This is a genomic window from Bradyrhizobium sp. UFLA05-125 (assembly GCF_059803515.1).
The window spans coordinates 25,379-41,882 of sequence record NZ_JBANBJ010000078.1; the positions used below are offsets into that span (position 1 = coordinate 25,379).

General features: G+C 60.9%; 15 protein-coding genes. 9 read left to right on the plus strand and 6 right to left on the minus strand.

Annotation, left to right across the window (positions count from 1 at the left end):
- Positions 1 to 12 precede the first annotated feature (12 nt).
- The 9 genes from SO156_RS38455 to SO156_RS38495 all read left to right on the plus strand — a co-directional run bounded on the left by SO156_RS38455 (position 13) and on the right by SO156_RS38495 (position 6,520).
- Positions 13 to 1,092, plus strand: a complete 1,080-nt coding sequence (locus tag SO156_RS38455; protein WP_458148067.1) for an MT-A70 family methyltransferase — start codon at positions 13 to 15, stop codon at positions 1,090 to 1,092.
- Positions 1,082 to 1,588 carry a hypothetical protein gene (locus SO156_RS38460; protein WP_458148066.1) on the plus strand — a complete coding sequence of 169 codons (507 nt, stop codon included), beginning with the start codon at positions 1,082 to 1,084 and terminating at the stop codon, positions 1,586 to 1,588. The genes SO156_RS38455 and SO156_RS38460 overlap by 11 nt, the downstream gene beginning before the upstream one ends.
- The gene (locus tag SO156_RS38465; protein ID WP_498538406.1) at positions 1,585 to 2,133 is read left to right on the plus strand and encodes a hypothetical protein; all 549 of its coding nucleotides are present in this window, start codon (positions 1,585 to 1,587) and stop codon (positions 2,131 to 2,133) included. Before SO156_RS38460 ends, SO156_RS38465 begins: the two co-directional genes overlap by 4 nt.
- A complete protein-coding gene (locus SO156_RS38470; protein ID WP_458148135.1) occupies positions 2,133 to 3,074 on the plus strand; it encodes a DUF1376 domain-containing protein in 942 nt (313 codons plus the stop codon). The genes SO156_RS38465 and SO156_RS38470 overlap by 1 nt, the downstream gene beginning before the upstream one ends.
- A gap of 92 nt (positions 3,075 to 3,166) precedes the next feature.
- Positions 3,167 to 4,681 carry an AAA family ATPase gene (locus tag SO156_RS38475; protein ID WP_458148064.1) on the plus strand — a complete coding sequence of 505 codons (1,515 nt, stop codon included), beginning with the start codon at positions 3,167 to 3,169 and terminating at the stop codon, positions 4,679 to 4,681.
- Positions 4,682 to 4,738: 57 nt separating this feature from the next.
- The gene (locus SO156_RS38480; RefSeq protein ID WP_458148063.1) at positions 4,739 to 4,984 is read left to right on the plus strand and encodes an HNH endonuclease; all 246 of its coding nucleotides are present in this window, start codon (positions 4,739 to 4,741) and stop codon (positions 4,982 to 4,984) included.
- A gap of 5 nt (positions 4,985 to 4,989) precedes the next feature.
- Positions 4,990 to 5,499 carry a hypothetical protein gene (locus SO156_RS38485; RefSeq protein ID WP_458148062.1) on the plus strand — a complete coding sequence of 170 codons (510 nt, stop codon included), beginning with the start codon at positions 4,990 to 4,992 and terminating at the stop codon, positions 5,497 to 5,499.
- Between the two features lie 9 nt (positions 5,500 to 5,508).
- The gene (locus tag SO156_RS38490) at positions 5,509 to 6,147 is read left to right on the plus strand and encodes a hypothetical protein (RefSeq protein ID WP_458148061.1); all 639 of its coding nucleotides are present in this window, start codon (positions 5,509 to 5,511) and stop codon (positions 6,145 to 6,147) included.
- Between the two features lie 76 nt (positions 6,148 to 6,223).
- On the plus strand, positions 6,224 to 6,520 hold the full coding sequence (locus tag SO156_RS38495; RefSeq protein ID WP_498538407.1) for a hypothetical protein: 297 nt from the start codon (positions 6,224 to 6,226) through the stop codon (positions 6,518 to 6,520).
- A gap of 247 nt (positions 6,521 to 6,767) precedes the next feature.
- Here SO156_RS38495 and SO156_RS38500 read toward each other — a convergent pair whose 3' ends face one another.
- The 6 genes from SO156_RS38500 to SO156_RS38525 all read right to left on the minus strand — a co-directional run bounded on the left by SO156_RS38500 (position 6,768) and on the right by SO156_RS38525 (position 16,349).
- Positions 6,768 to 8,093 carry a sensor histidine kinase gene (locus SO156_RS38500; protein WP_498538408.1) on the minus strand — a complete coding sequence of 442 codons (1,326 nt, stop codon included), beginning with the start codon at positions 8,091 to 8,093 and terminating at the stop codon, positions 6,768 to 6,770.
- Between the two features lie 309 nt (positions 8,094 to 8,402).
- The gene (locus SO156_RS38505; RefSeq protein WP_458148058.1) at positions 8,403 to 9,032 is read right to left on the minus strand and encodes an alpha/beta hydrolase; all 630 of its coding nucleotides are present in this window, start codon (positions 9,030 to 9,032) and stop codon (positions 8,403 to 8,405) included.
- A 50-nt stretch (positions 9,033 to 9,082) separates the two neighbouring features.
- Positions 9,083 to 10,756, minus strand: coding sequence for an arylsulfatase (locus SO156_RS38510; protein WP_498538409.1), 1,674 nt, complete (start codon positions 10,754 to 10,756; stop codon positions 9,083 to 9,085).
- A 1,160-nt stretch (positions 10,757 to 11,916) separates the two neighbouring features.
- Positions 11,917 to 12,939, minus strand: a complete 1,023-nt coding sequence (locus SO156_RS38515; protein ID WP_498538410.1) for a SphA family protein — start codon at positions 12,937 to 12,939, stop codon at positions 11,917 to 11,919.
- Between the two features lie 533 nt (positions 12,940 to 13,472).
- Positions 13,473 to 14,780: a sensor histidine kinase gene (locus SO156_RS38520; protein WP_458148055.1), complete on the minus strand. Its 1,308-nt coding sequence runs from the start codon at positions 14,778 to 14,780 to the stop codon at positions 13,473 to 13,475.
- Positions 14,781 to 14,996: 216 nt separating this feature from the next.
- On the minus strand, positions 14,997 to 16,349 hold the full coding sequence (locus SO156_RS38525; protein WP_498538411.1) for a transposase: 1,353 nt from the start codon (positions 16,347 to 16,349) through the stop codon (positions 14,997 to 14,999).
- Positions 16,350 to 16,504: the final 155 nt, after the last annotated feature.

Here is a 16,504-nt window from a genome sequence, read left to right on the forward strand (position 1 = left end):
GGGGGGCGGTCCATGCACAGCATCGTTGCAGGCCCTCGCGCGACCGAGTTCGCACTCTTCCCATCCGCGCAGAAGGCGCTGGCTGAACTCGATCATCTGGCGGCCGAGATCAGGAACGCACCTTCCATCGATATCATCGAGGCAGCTGCGAACGCGGCTGCTGGCTATCAGCGCATGTTCAAGCCGGTGAAGGCGGTTGCCGACCGCGCTGGCGAAGTCTGGGTCGAAGCCGAAGTCAAGATTGGCGAGGAACGGAAGAAGGTCGGCAAGGCGAAGGGTGCTCGCGCAGGCGGGAAGAAAACCGGGCCACGCGGGACCTATGTGGACCCGCGTGACTCGGCCCCCACCGTCTTAGAACTCGGGATCGACAAGAAGCGCCTGCTCCGGGCGGAAAAGCTCGCCGACATGGGCGAAGACGAGCGCGCCGCGCTGACGGCCGATCTTAAGGCGGCTGACAAAGCGGTCACACCCGCCGCGTTGCTCGCGGCATCGCGCAAAAATGCGAAGGCCGAAAAGCGCCAGGCGGCGCTGACGGCGGTCTTTTCCGAGACCGGGCCGTTCGATGTCGTCGTGATCGATCCGCCCTGGCCAATGCAGAAGATCGACCGCAACGAGCGGCCGAACCAGGACGCCTTTGACTATGACGTGATGACGCTGGAGCAGATCGAGGCCTTTTGGCCCAGCGAGATCGCACCGCACCTGAAGGACGACTGCCACGTCCTTTGCTGGACCACCGAGAAGTTTCTGCCCGCAACGCTGGCGCTCCTCGAAAAATGGGACCTGCGTTACGTCTTGACGATGGTCTGGCACAAACCCGGAGGCTTCCAGCCGCACGATCTGCCGCAATACAACGCTGAGTTCATCGTCTATGCCCGCAGGGGCACGCCGGTCTTCACCGACACGAAGGACTTCAACGTTTGCAACTCGTGGCCGCGCCGCGAGCACTCGCGCAAGCCAGCGGAGTTCTATGAGCTGATTGCGCGAGTGACGGGGGGGTCGCGGCTGGATGTGTTTGCCCGCGAGGCTCATTCCGGCTTTGCCCAGTTCGGCAAAGAGATCTCCAAATTCCCGGAGGTCGCGGATGCCGTATGAAACCGACCGCCAGACATCGGACCGCTTCCTGCCCGAGGTCAAGCGGCTGATCTCGCCTTACCTGCTCGACGCGACTCCCGACTTCATCGACCAGAAGCAGGCCGCCGATTTGATGACCGTGCTCGGGCGCGATATTCGCATCGGCGTCCGTGTGCGTGCATTTGGCTATGCCGAGCGGTACCCGCATCAGTTCACCCTGAGGTGTCAGCGCGATACCGGCACCGAAACTGAGCTGTCGAAGATCATCAACGGATGGGGCGACTGGTTCTTCTACGGGCACGCAGCCAGCCCCGAGGGGCTGGAGATTTCGCCTTGGTGGTTGATTGATCTCGCGGCTTTTCGCGCGGCGTTGATCCGCGAGGCGCGGAACGGGACCGAGCTGCGCCACGGCGATGGCAGCAACGGCGACGGCACGCACTTCAAATGGTTTGATGTCCGGTCATTCCCGCCGCATCCGCCGCTCTTGATCGCGTCGAGCGAGGTCTATTTCTCATGACCTACTCGCCGCGCATCCTGGCTCTCGATCTGGCGGCGCGCACTGGCTGGGCGCTCGGCTATCCGAACGACGAAGCGCCCCGCTCGGGATCGTTCCGCCCGGCGCGTGAGGGCGCGAGCATGGGAGCGCTCTTTTCCGCTTGCCGACAGTTGCTGGACGATCTGCTCAACATCGAGCCCGACATCAAGCTGATCGTCTTCGAAGCGCCAATGACGCCGCAGCAGATGGCTGGCCGAACGACCGCCGACATCATGCGGAGGTTGAGCGGCCTTTGCGCGGTGGTCGAGGAGCTGGCCTGCACACGCGGCGGCTACGACGTGCGGGAGGCGCGCGTGTCGGATGTGCGCTCCCACTTCATCGGCTCGAACCGCCACAAGCGCGACCAGGCCAAGGCGCTGACGATCAGCGCCTGCCATCGGCTCGGCTGGGCCCCGGCCGACGACAACGCCGCCGACGCGCTCGCGCTCTGGCACTTCCAGGCGTCAATCCTCGATCCCAAGCTCGCTCTGCAGGCCTCTCCACTTTTTCGACGGAGGATTGCGTGATGGTCGAATGGTACATGCACAACATCCCGGATTGGATGGACGGCACGGAAGGCCTCGATGATGGTCCGTACCGCGCCTATCACGTCGTCTGCCAGCTGATCTATTTGAACAATGGGCCCATCGCGCTGCACGAGCAAGGCATCGCAGGTCGCTGTAACCAGCACATCCTCGCTTTCCGGAAGAACCTCAAGACCCTGCTCGACGCCGGAAAGCTGTCCCTGATCGACGGCCGACTTTCGAACGACCGCGCTGCAACCGAGCTTCAACGTGTCCACAACCACCGCCTGACCTCGGCCAAAGGGGGCAAGGCTAGTGCCGGGGTTCGCAAGAGGTTGAACGGCGGTCAGCATGATAACTCTCTGAAAGATAACGACCAGCCGTCAAGTCCACTGTTCGATCAGCAACACCATAAGAGAAGAGAAGAAGAGAGTAGAGAAGATAAGAAAGAAGAAGATGACGCTTCGCTTGGGTTTGTTTCCCTCAACCGACAGACCGAGCCCGAGGCCGCCCAGGATCGCAAGCGCGTCCTGTCGGACTACGACTTCATGTCCGACGACGGATCGGTCCTGATCCTCGCTGACGAATTCGCCGAACTGGAACGCGAAATCACAACAATCAAATCGGTGCGCGCAATCGTGCGTAACGCTTGTCGCTCCTGGCTGAAGGAGATCGCGCCGAGCGAGCGCAAGCAGGCCCTGCTGGCGTTTCTCCGCAAAAAGCAGCGCGAGAACCTGCAGCGCAGCGCATCGTCCTCGCTGAAGCCCGATCAGGCGACGAAGGCTGCGTTCAACGAAAAGCTGAAGGAGCGCGACGCCCACGCTGCACGCGTGGCCGCCTACCGCGGAAGGGAAGCACAACGGAGGATGGAGAAGGAAGCAAATGCACGGCAAGCCGAGCCCAACGGAAGCGGCGGTCATCTTGGCCCGAACGGGTGCGACTAAGCCCGGAAAGTATCGATGTCCGGTGTGCAGCGATCACCGGAAGCATCACAAGCACCAAAAGTGTCTCTCCGTGAAGGAAGCGAGCATCGGCGATGGTTTCATTTTCAAATGCCACCACTGCGGATTTGCAGGTTATGCAGACCCGGCTGTCCGAACAGGCAATCGAGTGGATGCGCGTCGAGCGCGGGATCAGCGTCGAGACTTTGCGCAAGATGCCCGTCGCATCCGGCAACGTGTTTTTTCCCGACCTGAACCGGCGCAGTGATGCGCTGTTCTTCCGATACCCGGAGGGCTGGAAGGCGCGAGCCTATCCCGAAAAAGCGTTCACCTCGCGCAAGGGCACGACGCTGACGTTCTGGAATATCGAGGCCGTGCTCGCTGGCCCGATGACAGTGGTTTACATCGTCGAGGGCGAGCTTGATGCCTGTGCGCTGGTGGAAGCGGGCTTGCCTGCTGATCAGGTGCTGGCCGCGCCCGCAGCGAACGGCGGCTCCTACGAGTACGTTCTCGACGCGCAGCAGCAGGGCGTGGCCAAAGCGAAGAAGATCGTTTGGTGCGGCGACCAGGACGAAGCCGGATTGAAGCTCCGTGCAATGATGGCGCAACTGTTCGGCTTCTCGAATTTTTTCTTCATCGAGTGGCCGGAGGGCACGAAGGACGCGAACGACTTCCTGCGCAGCGACGGCGCGACGGACCTGCGCGACAAGGTTCTCCACGCGCCCATGCCGTGGCCTGTCGATGGCCTGTTCCGCATGAGCGACCTTCCGGACCCGCCGCCGATGACGGTCTGGCACCTTGGCTTCGATGACTGGAAAAATCGCTGCCATGTCGCGGCCGGTACGCTGTCGGTCGTGACCGGCCATCCTGGTATGGGCAAGACCACGCTGTGGACGCAGCTCTGGTATCAGACCATCGCAAGGTACGGTCTCGTCGCCTGCATCGCCAGTTTCGAGACCCGTCCGAAGCCGCATCTGCGACGGCAACTGCGGACGCTGCATGCGCGCAGGCTTGAAAAGTCCTTGGACGCTAACGCCAACGAGATCGCCGCCGCCGACAGGTGGATCGAGGACCACTACCTGTTCTTGCAGCATCCCGAACGTCGCCCGACGTTGCAGTGGTTGCTAATGAATGCGGAAGTCGCCGTGCGGCGCTACGGCGCAAAAATCCTCCAGATCGATCCGTGGAACAGGCTTGAAGCAAGCCGCGAGCGCGGCGAGAGCGAGACCGACTACATCGGCCGTTGTTTGCGCGAGCTGTACAGCTTCGCTGTCGATCTCGACTGCCATGTGCAGATCATCGCGCATCCGGCGAAGGCGAGCGACGGCTACCGTCGCAGCGATCCCCCCGAGCTTGAACACATCCATGGCTCAAAGCACTGGGACAACATGGTCGATCAGGGTTTCGTGGTGCATCGGCCGCGTCTGTTCAACGATGCAGGCAACTGCGAGTACTACGCCGAGCTTCATCACAAGAAAGCGCGCTTCGATGAGCTGGGCTTCGCGACGAAGTTCGGCCTGGAATTTCAGTCCGACTGCGGCCGGTACACAACCTGCAATCTGCAAACGAAGAAGCCGAAGCAGGCAGCGATGTCCAGCGAGGACGAATGATGGATTACGCCGAATACCTGCAATCCACCGGAATGGCGGGCAAAAGCAGGCGCAGCAATGCGTCGGGCGCGCGGCTTTTGCGAACGCTGCGGGCGTCCGGCGCAGGAGGTTCATCACAAGACCTACGAGCGACTGTTCTGCGAGCGCGACGACGATCTCGAAGCGCTCTGCGCCCCGTGTCACCGGATGGAGCACCGCCGATTGTCGCTGAAGGACGCCCAGCGACAGGAGCGGCGGCGGCAGCAGTACGGTGAGCGCCGCGTGCGCGATCTCTATGCACCGAAAGGGAGGCTTGGAAAATGAGTTGCATGCTGATCCGGCGCGAGGCGATGAGTTTCAACCCGCTGGGGGACATTGTCCTCGACGACGACGCGCCATCGATCTGGGATGGGCCCCATGTCGGCAAGCGGCTGTGCGAGGCGATGCAGACCCTGCGGCTGCTGCCCATGCCTGGGGTCTGCGGCCATCGGCCTGGCTGGCCGCCCTACGTCTACGAGTTCGAGGACCTCGTCGAGCAGCACAAGCAGGGCGAGCTGGAGCGGACGCAGCAGATGCAGAACCGCACCAGGCTGCTGCCGTCGCTTCGCGATGTGACCCGCATGGAAGCGGCGATCTGTTGGCCCGCCCAGTACCTCGGGCGGCTCGCGCACCTGGTCTCGGCCGTGAATGCCGTGGCGTTGGCTCACGCCCTGGATCGCGATGCGGGGTGGGTCGCGGCCAAGCGCGGCGGCTATGCGGACACTTGGCGGCAGCGCCACGACCAGGGCTGCGAGATCATCGCTCGCGAGTTGCGCAAGAGGCTGGTCCCGGTGTTCTGAGAGTGCCTAATGGAATTTGAAATCCCTCACGGTGCGGAGCGTGAGTATCTGATCATCTTCGGCGTGGCGGCGGTCTATATAGGCACCAGCCCGATTGGGGAGCCGTGCATCGTCGACGCAACCCGCGATCTCAATCTGACCTTGCACGCAATGCAGGGGAAATGGCTACGGTCGGAAATCTCGCGCGCCTACTGGGTCAAGGACCGCGACACCGCCGAGGCAATCGCGGCTGAGGTTGACAGCGTGCTGCCGCATGACCAGGACGGTCGGCTCGCTGTGCGCGCCGAAGTCGCAGCGCGGCAGATCGAGGCAGTCGCTCGCTCCTGGCATATCCCGCTGACCAATCACGACGCAGCGATGTCGCGCGTGAAATCGGCGGTCAGGCATGTCCAGGAGGTGATCGATGCGGCGAACGCGACCGGCGAGCTTGCCTGGTTCAACGCTGCCTATCGGGCCTGGCGTCTCGATGCGAAAAAAACCGGAGCGGGGATGAGCTACGCTGAAGCGAGGGCGCGGCTGCGCAAGGCTGTTACCAAGCAGCTGATTACGTTGGACGTTCTCGATTGCAGCGAACATCTGTTGCCGGACATTTTCCCGCTGCTTGGAAGCGTCGGACAAGAACCAGCCGAAAAATGTCCGACTAGCTGATGAAGATTTACGTTGACGCCGCAAAAAATCCCGCCCATCTATCGCGCGACGGCGAGCGGGCCCATCGGTTGCCCGAATGACAATCACCCAGCACCAGAAGCGCAAAGAACTGGAGAAGCAGGCGACTGCGCTCCTACGCGGAGAGCGTCTTGCACCCGCTGGGCCGATTGGATTGATCGGAAAGATGAAGCGCCGCGAGGCGGACAGCAATCTGACCAAACGTAACCGTCGCGAGACTGTGGTCGAGCTTCGCTTTCTCTACCGGCAGCTATCGAAAGCAGCGCGCCAGGGCCTGGCCAGCCGCTTCAAACAGCAGCGCATCGCCGATCCGACGCTCGACTGGAATGCGTGGCTCGCCAGAAATTTACGTTGACGGCTAAGTCCGGGCCTGCGCTTGATCGCAGCACAGCTCGACGCCAGAGCCCGGCGCTCTCGGGTCGAGGCCGTGGTTTCATCTAGCACAGAGACTTGGATCAACCGGCCCCGGTTAACGGACGCCGGTTGTTTTTTCGTACCGAGGGGTCCACTCCAATCTCGTCATGTCCGCTTTGCTCCTAAAATGACGCGGTTGCTGCGAAGCGGCGAAATGACGCGATGGGCCAACAGGCGACATCACCTGATCACAAGACTGCGCCTTGACGTGCAGGAATCTCAAACTGGAAGAGAGCCCCCCTTGGCTCGCACGCAGTCGCCCACAGCCGTCCACCATGCGCTTCGATAATTGAGCGGCAGATTGCCAATCCCATACCGACGCCGCCAGCCTTCGTCGTGTAAAATGGGTCAAAGAGACGTGGAAGGTTCTCTGGGCTCAGCCCCGGACCGGTATCCCGGACGCCAACGCGGACGCCCTCGCCGACGATGCCCTCGGTGCTGATCAGCAACTCGCGTGGTCCACCATCCACGGCACTCATTGCCTGAATGGCATTGATGGTCAGGTTCAACACGACCTGTTGAATCTGAATCCGGTCCGCCTCGACATGCCGCAACTCAGGTGCCAGTTGTGCCCGCAGCGACACCCCGTGTTTCAAGGCCTCGCCGTGGGTCAATACGGTCACCTCCTGGATGGCCTCATTGATATCCACCGGCTCCTTCCTTGGCGGCTGCTTCTTGGCAAGATCCATCAGGCCGGTGATGATATCGCTGCCTCGGCATGCATCGTTAATGACCCGTTCTAGCGAAAGCTTCGCCTCCTCAAGATCAGGCGGCTGCATCGCAAGCCACCGCAGACCGGCGTCTCCGTTGCCCTTGACGGCAGTGAGCGGCTGTCTGAGTTCGTGGGCAATCGAGGCAGTGAGTTGTCCGACAACGGCGACACGGTTTGCGTGAGCCAGTTCGGTCTGCACCTCACGATACTGACGCTCGCGGCGGGTAATCTCCAAGGCAACGGTCGCCTCCGCGGCAAAATCTGTGACCAGTTCGATCTCTTTCTCCGTAAAGGGCTCTACGCGCCGCCGCCCAATACTAAGCACTCCGATTAGCTCGTCGTTTCTCAGCATTGGCACGTAAAGGCCCGTCCGAAAGCCCGCTTTGACCAAAGCCACTAGATAGGCCTCGCCCGCTCGATAGACTTCATGTGCGGCTAAGTCGGGGATGTGGACCGGCGACTTGCTTGCGGTGAAGCGACCTATAAAGCTGCTGTATTCCAGAAGCATTGGCGGTGGATACTGCTTTAACACCAAGCCTTTATGGGCAACGAGACGAAGGCCGGCTTCCTCGACGAGCCGGAAGCCACCCGCGTCGGCCCGGCACACGCGTGCGGCGTTGTCCAGGATGGCTTGGAATATGGGCTGCAAGTCGTTTGGTGAGGAGGCAATGGCGCGCAGCACTGCCGAGATAGCTGTCCGCTGTGCGGCGAGTTCAGTTACCTGCCCCCGGAGTTCAGTTACCCGCTCCTGCAGCTCCGAGCGGGAGAGAGGATCTGGCGCACGGGCGTCCCCTTTGGTCATGCGGCATCATTCAGTCGAGTTCCATGGCGACAGCCGGAAGCTAACACGGCGTTGCGGCTTTCGCTAGGCTGGCCCCGCCGCTATCGCAGCGTTACGACCATTTCACTGCATTGGTCCATGACCGCCCTGGGTCATTCCCTTCGCTCTGAACGCTCCGGTTTTGCACCAACTACGGACATGGCGCCACGCTTCGCCAACTACTGCTGAGGGCCAACAATAGCTGACGTTCACAAGCAGCATCGAACTCGACGACTTCCTCAACGGAAACGTCGCGAAGCATGGACGCCAAGAGCAAGGGCTTCGCCGTTGCTATGCGGCCCGTCGCTGGATGTTGCCGGCTGCGTCCCGAATAACTTCATACACGCGCCGAGGCTGGGAAAGCATCGGCACGTGACTTGATGCAAGTTCGGTAACCTTGGCGTTCATGCGCTTGGCCAGGAAGCGCTCCAGCTCGGGCTGTATGGTCCGATCCTCAGAACCGACAATGTAAGATGTCGGCTTGTGTTTCCAGGCGGCACCCGGAACGGGTTGACCGAAAAGATCAGCCAGTGGTGCCATTTGCGTAGCCCAAACCAGTTGCTGCTCGGGTGCCGGCAGGTCGCCTGCAAATTCGGGAACGCCGGATGGACGAAGCCATATGCGCCCGTCTGTCACTTCGACGTGCTGGAAAATCGGCGTGGCCGGGTACTTGTTTTGGTCGACAAGCACTGTGTCGCCGTCCTCCGGTGCAAACGCGCATATATAAACGAGCGCTGCCACCCGGCTGTCAGTCCCGGCTGCCGTGATGACAGCGCCACCGTAAGAATGACCGACGAGAACGACAGGACCGCTGGCGCGGGCGAACGAGGTCCGAACTGCGGCCGCGTCGTCAGCAACGGTGTTGAGATGGTTTTGCGTCGAGATCACTTGAAAGCCATCCGCCAAGAGCAGCGGGATCACTCGGGGACGTGCGATTGCGCACGCCCCGCTCCGTCTTGGGCCCGCCTCGACTAGCCGCCGCTGGCCTTGACTTGTGGCGGATGCTTCATGTCGATTAATGGCACCGGATTGTCGGGTTGCTGAAGATTGGGTCTCCAGTCGTTCGAGGCGCCACCGGGGAGCCGTTTAATGCTCGGAAAATCAACAATCGACTTGTTGAAGTCCATCACGACCGCAGAAATCAGCGCAAGGACCCAGCCGTTGTCCTGTCCCGACCATTTGCCCGGTGAGGACTGCGCCAGCCGTGCCGACATGGCGCCGTTGAACGTCATGTCATATTTCTCGAACGGGTCCATGGTGAGGTTGTAAATCGCGCCGATTGACCCGAGGTTCTGCTCCGACCCGAGCCAGGTATCCTTGGCCGTCCACAAATATTTCCACGCGATGGAGAGATTGGGGTTCTCGGGATCGCCGGCGACGTCGGCGCGTGCTCCCATGAAGTTTTCGCCATCGATGTAGATCCACGATCTCCGGGCGGAATGCTTGGCCTGCCCGAGGATGTACTCGCTGTTGTCGATGCTGTCGAAGTAGATCGGTTTGTTGTTGTTATCGACCCACGCACCGTGCGGCGGCGGGGTGAGACCGACCATCTTGGCGAGCGTCGCCCAGCAGTCGATATGCGACATCATCTCGTCGTACTTCGCGCCGGCCGGGATGTGTCCGGGCCACCACATCAAACCCGGCACCCGCCAGCCGCCTTCGAACGCCGAACCCTTTTCGCCGCGGAACGGCGAGGTGCCGGCGTCGGGGTAGGCATCCTGCCAGGCGCCGTTGTCCGCCGTCACGATGACGATCGTGTCTGGCGCCTCCGCGCGGATTGCATCCATGATCCGGCCGATGTCGTCATCGAGTTCCATGAGCGAATCCGAGTAGTCACCGAGGCGCGACTTCCCGGCGAACCTGGTTGCCGGATTAGTGGGGTTGTGCATGTGCATGAAGTTCACGTCCACGAAGAACGGCTTGTCGTCCTTGGCGTGCTTCTTGATGTAGTCGATCGCGTAATCGGCTTGCCGGACGTCGAAGTTCGCCAAGTATTCGTAGCTGATGTCGGCGACCTTCTTAGCTGGTTGGCCGGCCACGCCCTCCCATTCGTACATGTTCACGACGTCGAAGTAGGCCTTCTTGAACTCCGGGTTATACGACGGGAACCAGGGATGGAAGTACCGGGATGTGTCAGCGTAGGTGTAGACGCCCGGATAGTAGGCGCCGAACGCCTTCATCTCATCGAAGCCGTGCTCGATCGGATAAGACTCCGGCTTGTCCCCGAGATGCCATTTACCGGAGAAGTAAGTCCCATAACCGTTCTTCTTAAAGAACTCCGCGATGGTGGGCGTCTCCTTCTTCAGCGCATTCTCGTCGCCTGGAGCGACTACGATCGAGAGCGCGGTACGAATCGGGACGCGCCCGGTTATGAAGGAGGCGCGGCCCGCGGTGCAACTTGCTTGCCCGTACCAGTTGGTGAACACCGCGCCTTCCTTGGCGATCCGGTCGACGTTCGGGGTCGGATGGCCAAGGGCGGTGCCGCCTCCCGAATAAGCACCGAAATCGTTCCAGCCAGTGTCGTCTGTCATCAACATGACGATGTTGGGCCGCTTCTGCTGTTGCGCGTATACCGGCACGTTCGTAAGCGCCGTGACGGCGACGCCTGCCAACAGGCCATGCCGCAATGCTCGTCCGATTTTCATGGGTCGGTTCCTCCGTTTGACGTTACCGAGTGGTCCGGAGTTCAGCTGGAGAGGAACGTCCGATGCTATGCATTTTCGGCAGATCAAATTGAATTGTGAGGTAGAGAGACGGTCGCGGACATCCAGACAAGCCAGCCGAGCCTTCGTGGCGCGGCCGCTAGGATAACTGCGAAACGCCGGTGCTGGGAGTTGACGGCGTTATGGCTTCGCAGCACTCGGCGGACCCGATCTTCTTGATCTTTTTCCGTTACGGTGCTAGCGCGTTTCTGAATATGCTCACCTTCGAGGGCGCCGGCTGTCACCGGCGCCTTTTCGGCATGGCTGATCACGCGGCCCGTCAGCGACCAACAGGCGCGCGACGCCAAAGCCACCCTAAACAAGAGCTGGTAGCCTGGCGACGTCGAATTGATGAAGCGACACCAACGGGTCGCATAAGTCGCTTGGACGAACGATGTCGGTTTGCGGTCATTCGCGTCGATCTAACCGCATACCGACGACTTCCGCTCTACCCCTGCGAATTTTGAAGGTGAGGACTCTAGGACGTTGTAAGCCTGTCGCGCAAAGCTTGACTGAGGCAGCTGTGCCGGACGCTATTTAGTTCGTGCGGTGTGGAGGCTTCTTCTTTCGATGCTGTGTCGGCTGCGTTGCCTTTGGAGGCTGCGGAGCTTGCGGCCAGTAGGCACAAGGCGCACAGCTACAGGCACAGCCACAGCCTCTGGCCAGCCTTGGTTTTTGGAAGAGCGGTGGTGGTCCAGCATTTTCCTTGTCGAAGACATGGAACGTCGCCAAACTAACGTCGGAGATTTCCTCCTCACCAAGAAAGAGTTCGTGCTTCTGCGAGGGCGGTGATGTATTCGCCGACGCTTCGCTAGTTGAGGCGCACGCACCGCTTGCCGCCGAGAGAGACATGGCGGCAAACCCTAGAGCGGGTAAGGCTTTGCTCCGACGCTTGCCTATGGAAGAGCGCTTCGGCATGGCACAATTCTCCCACTTGCTTGGGCATACTGGACTAAACTGGCGTGATGAAATCCGACCGAGCTAGTTCCAGTAAAGACCAATGATGGCGGTGGTGAAGGCTATGCCGACCCCGGCGGCGGTCAAGCCTTTGGCCAAGCGGGAAGCCGACTTCAGCGTGCAAGAGTGCTGGTGCGCCGGCGCTCCTATTTCGTGAACCTCGGCCTTGAGGATGTCGGTGGCGTTTCCGCCGCGGGCGAAAGATTGAACGTCAGCCAGAGGTTCCAGCCTGCTGGGCGATTGGCATTGGCGAATTCACCGTAGGCCTTCAGGTTCAGATAGCCCTGCATGTCTCCGACCGGGAAAATGTAACCAACCTGCGGTCCGATGCCCTGCACCCGCGACCGGAAGCAGCCGACGCGATCGCCGGAGCCACTGTCGCAGCCGATCTCCTGATAGAGGTAACCCACGAGGCCGACCTGCCACTGCTTGGTCAGAAATTGCGACGCGCCCCAGTCGAGGTGCATGTCGACGCCGCTTTGATATTGAGTGGCCGGGTTGACGAAGTTGTATGTGAATCCCAGCACCGTCGAAAATTCATGCCCGGTCTTTGGATCGAAATAGGTGTAGCCGCCGCCCGCATCGATTGCCCAGTGCCCGATCCCCAAATTCGCAAGGCGGGTTGACTGGTAGGCGCCGGCCGGGAGGTCGGCGGTAATGTAGGTCATGTAGTTGTTGGTACCGGCATTCCACTTCAGCGCGAACTGCGGGACCAGATCACCAAATGCAATGATCGAGCTGTCGATGCTGTCGAAGCGCGAGAAGGGGATAGCGCCGCCCGGTGTCGTCAATGTCCCCACAAGCGATCCCGCCAGCGACGTGGAGTTGGAACCGTAGGCCGCTAGCAGGCTGGCAGAGGCCTGACCACCCAGCACCGGCGTCGCAAAGGTGTAGGTCCCGGCCAGAAAGCCAAGATTCACATTCGCATTGACGTTCGCGTTCACGTTGACGTTCAGATTCGCGGGAATGCGACCAAGCGTGATCTCGCGTGCCCGCGCCACGTCAGCGCCGGCGGAGACCGAGTCATGATAATAGATCGAGGTCACTGACCATCCCGGGGCCTGCGCTGGGACAGCCGCGAGGCTGCCAAAGAATCCGGGTATCCAAAAGCTGACGCCGCCTTCATCAGCGCGAGCGGTTTGAGTGGGAAGCGCGAGTAGCGCGGCCAATACCCCAATAGGAAAATACCGCCGAGAAAAACTGGGTTCCAACCCCAATCGAAGCCATCGCATTTTGGCACCCCTTCATATTTTTTTGCCTACAGCGATCTCCAAGGCGGCCGGCTTAGGAGACTCAACTCGAGATAATCATATTTTGCACCGCCACTCTTTCGTATGCAGAATCGGCAAGCCGCCCGTTCGCTCGATGTTTATCGGAAGACTGTGCCTGGAGCGCCACAGCCTGCCAGCCGGGCCTCGGACAAGAACAACGGCTAAAAAGCGCGCGCGGGCTGTCGGCTTCGTTGAACACTAGAGGCGAGTCTTCGTGGCGAGGGGTCGCCGTTCGGATGACCACCAAGCGTGCGCGGTGGCTCCTAGGGATTCGCAGACAGCACTTCCGAGTTGGGTCATTCGCGACTGAGCCGGGCGTGCTCGCTACCAATCGATGTCCGCTTCGGTCCCGATAGCGACCGCTTTTGAGCAGACGCAGTAAATGACGCGAAGGGCCAATAGCCGACATTGCTTGATCACGGGACTGCGCCTTAACGGCCAGGAATAATCTCAAACTGGAAAAGGGCTCCTCTTGGCTCGCACTGAGTGGCCCACAGCCGTCCCCCGTGCGCTTCGACTATCGAGCGGCAGATCACCAATCCCATACCCATGCCGCCAGCCTTGGTCGTGTAAAATGGTTCAAAGAGATGCGGAAGGCTCTCTGGGCTCAGCCCCGGACCGGTATCCCGGACGCCAACGCGAATGCCTTCACTCTCGATGCTCTCGGTGCAGATCAGCAACTCGCGTGGCCCACCATCAGTGGCGCTCATTGCGTGTACGGCGTTGACGGTCAGGTTCAGCACAACTTGTTGAAGTTGGAGACGATCCCCTTCGACGTGCGCCAACCGAGGCGCCAGTTGCGTGCGGAGGGACACTCCGTGTTTCCCGGCCTCGCCATGGGTCAACACGATCACCTCTTGGATGGCCTCGTTGATATCCACCGGCTCCTTCTTTATCGGCTGCTTCCTTGTAAGGTCCATCAAGCCGCTGATGATATCGCCGCCACGGCGCGCACTCTCAACGGCCCTCTCGAAACAAAGCTTCGCCTCTCTGAGATCAGGCGGCTGCATTGCAAGCCACCGCAGACCGGCGCTTCCATTGACGTCAACGCTACCGAGGGGCTGTCTGAGTTCGTGGGCAATCGAGGCGGTGAGTTGCCCGATAACAGCGACGCGGTTTGCATGAGCCAGCTCGGTCTGCACCTCACGATACTGGCGCTCGCGACGCGTAATGTCCAAGGCAATGGTCGCCTGCGCGGCGAAGTCTGTGACCAGTTCGATCTCTTTCTGAGTAAAGGGCTCTGGGCGCAGCCGTGAAAGACCAATCGTTCCGATTAGCTCGTCGTTTCTTAGCATCGGCAGCACGAGGAGCGTCCGGTAGCCCGCCTTAACCAAACCCACTGCGCCAACCTCTCCCGCGCGATAGAGTTCATGCGTGGCGAGGTCGGGGACGTGGATCGGCGCCTTGTTTGCGATGAGGGGACCATAGAGGCTACCGGGTCCGATTAGCTTTGACGGTGAATACGTGCCGGGGCTCTGTGTGCGCGCAACGAGACGAAGGCCTGCTTCCTCGGCAAGGCGGACGAAGCCCACATCTGCCCGGCAGAGGCGATTGGCGTTGTCGAGGATGGCATGGAATATGGGCTGCAAGTCGTGTGGTGAGGAGGCAATGGCGCGCAGCACCTCCGAGATAGCTGCCCGCTGTGCGGTGAGTTCAGTCACCTGCACCTGTAGCTCGGAGCTGGAAAGAGCGCCTGGCGTCGCCGCGTTTTCCCCTCGGCGGGTGTCTCTTTTTGTCATGCGGCGTCGTTCCGTCGACTTCGGTGCGCCGCCTCTCCCCGGCGAGCGGTCGGAAGCTAACACCGCGTTGCGGCTATTCACTGCGCTGGCCCTGCCGCTATCGCAGCTTTCCACGAATGGCAAAAACGTACAATGTCCGCTTTGGGTCGATTCCGTTGAAAAAGGCGGCAGTAGTCCTGATGTATTAGCGCCAGCGCCGATGGGGCCCAACGGCCGTTATACGGGTTTGAGGGATTGTGTTGGGATCAGCTTGGCCATCTTGCGAAGGTTCTGGGCGGTGGCTGCGAGGGTGAACTCATCACGAGCACCGTTTGGACCTCGTAAACGCAGACGGTCGAGCTTGAGAATGCGCTTGAGGTGCGCGAACAGCATCTCGATCTTTTTGCGGAGCCGACGCGAGGTGCCTCCTTCCCACGACCTTGCGATCTGGCGGGCCATGTCGCGAGCGCCCTCATAGATTGAGCGCGGCACCCTCCGTGAGGGCTGCTTGGGGCAACACCGGGACTTCAGTGCGCACCGATCGCAATCGCGCTTGCTGGCCATGTAAAGCATCGTGGCGCCATCGTTCACCAGCGCTCCGGTCGTGGTGAGTACCTTGCCGCCAGGACAGCGATACACGTCACCTGCGTGGTCATAGGTGAAGTCCTCGCGCGAGAATATCCCGTCTGTGCGGACCGACTTGTCGAACACTGTGACGTGTGGCTCGATGCCGTGCTCGTAGACCAACCATCCGAGCATCTCGGCCGAGCCATAGCCGCTGTCGCCGAGGAGCCGGCTCGGATAGAGATCGAACCGGTCGAGCGAGCGCTCAATCATGCGCTTGGCGGCCAACACCTCCGCCTGTCGGATTGCCGTGGTTGCCTCGACATCGACGATAATCGCGTTCTCGACGTCGACCAGGTAATTCGTCGAGTAGGCGAAGAAGGCTTGGCCGCCGTGCGCTCCCGTCCAGCGCGCCGCTGGGTCGGAGGGCGACACGAACTTCGGCGTGACCTCGGTCGCTGCTCCGAAAGCGGCATCGTCGAGGACGGCCAGATACTCATCGATCGCTCGGCCGGCGGCCTCCGGTGGAAGACCCTTGTCGCCTTCGATCCCCTTCTGCCGATTGGCATCGGCCTTGATCAAGCTCGCATCGACCGCAAATCCTTCACCACCGACAAGTCGTTCCTCGATGCAGCGGCGCAAGACGCTCTCGAACACTCGACGGAAGAGATCGCTCTCCCGGAAGCGACCATGCCTGTTCTTGGAAAAAGTCGAGTGATCCGGCACCGAACCGTTCAGGCCGAGCCGGCAGAACCACCGGTAGGCCAAATTGAGGTGGACCTCATCGCACAGGCGCCGCTCCGATCTGATGCCGCAGCAGTAACCGATCAGGAGCATCCGGATCATGAGCTCCGGATCGATCGAAGGTCGACCGATGCTACTGTAGAAAGGCGCCAGGCCCAGCCGGACCTCTTCGAGGTCGACAAACCTGTCGATCGACCGAAGCAGGTGGTCGGCGGGAATATGCTTCTCGAGCGAGAACTCATAGAACAACGCAGCCTGTTCGACTTGCCGATGCCCCATCATGATCTTCAGTCCTGCCAACTAAGCAGACTGAATCACTGGTATCTCTGAGTCGCAACAGCCGCCTTTTTCAACGGAATCGGTCATGTGTGGACGACGCCCGCGTTGCAAGAAGAATCTGGCGTTCGGCTTGCGGTCGGGTGCAAGTCATGTGTCCG

What these genes read in the sequence shown, in the direction of transcription:
- SO156_RS38455 (WP_458148067.1), top strand. Translation starts at nt 13, where the DNA reads ATGCACAGCATCGTTGCAGGCCCTCGCGCGACCGAGTTCGCACTCTTC.
- SO156_RS38460 (WP_458148066.1), top strand. Translation starts at nt 1,082, where the DNA reads ATGCCGTATGAAACCGACCGCCAGACATCGGACCGCTTCCTGCCCGAG.
- SO156_RS38465 (WP_498538406.1), top strand. Translation starts at nt 1,585, where the DNA reads ATGACCTACTCGCCGCGCATCCTGGCTCTCGATCTGGCGGCGCGCACT.
- SO156_RS38470 (WP_458148135.1), top strand. Translation starts at nt 2,133, where the DNA reads ATGGTCGAATGGTACATGCACAACATCCCGGATTGGATGGACGGCACG.
- SO156_RS38475 (WP_458148064.1), top strand. Translation starts at nt 3,167, where the DNA reads ATGGTTTCATTTTCAAATGCCACCACTGCGGATTTGCAGGTTATGCAG.
- SO156_RS38480 (WP_458148063.1), top strand. Translation starts at nt 4,739, where the DNA reads ATGCGTCGGGCGCGCGGCTTTTGCGAACGCTGCGGGCGTCCGGCGCAG.
- SO156_RS38485 (WP_458148062.1), top strand. Translation starts at nt 4,990, where the DNA reads ATGCTGATCCGGCGCGAGGCGATGAGTTTCAACCCGCTGGGGGACATT.
- SO156_RS38490 (WP_458148061.1), top strand. Translation starts at nt 5,509, where the DNA reads ATGGAATTTGAAATCCCTCACGGTGCGGAGCGTGAGTATCTGATCATC.
- SO156_RS38495 (WP_498538407.1), top strand. Translation starts at nt 6,224, where the DNA reads ATGACAATCACCCAGCACCAGAAGCGCAAAGAACTGGAGAAGCAGGCG.
- SO156_RS38500 (WP_498538408.1), bottom strand. Translation starts at nt 8,093, where the DNA reads ATGACCAAAGGGGACGCCCGTGCGCCAGATCCTCTCTCCCGCTCGGAG.
- SO156_RS38510 (WP_498538409.1), bottom strand. Translation starts at nt 10,756, where the DNA reads ATGAAAATCGGACGAGCATTGCGGCATGGCCTGTTGGCAGGCGTCGCC.
- SO156_RS38520 (WP_458148055.1), bottom strand. Translation starts at nt 14,780, where the DNA reads ATGACAAAAAGAGACACCCGCCGAGGGGAAAACGCGGCGACGCCAGGC.
- SO156_RS38525 (WP_498538411.1), bottom strand. Translation starts at nt 16,349, where the DNA reads ATGATGGGGCATCGGCAAGTCGAACAGGCTGCGTTGTTCTATGAGTTC.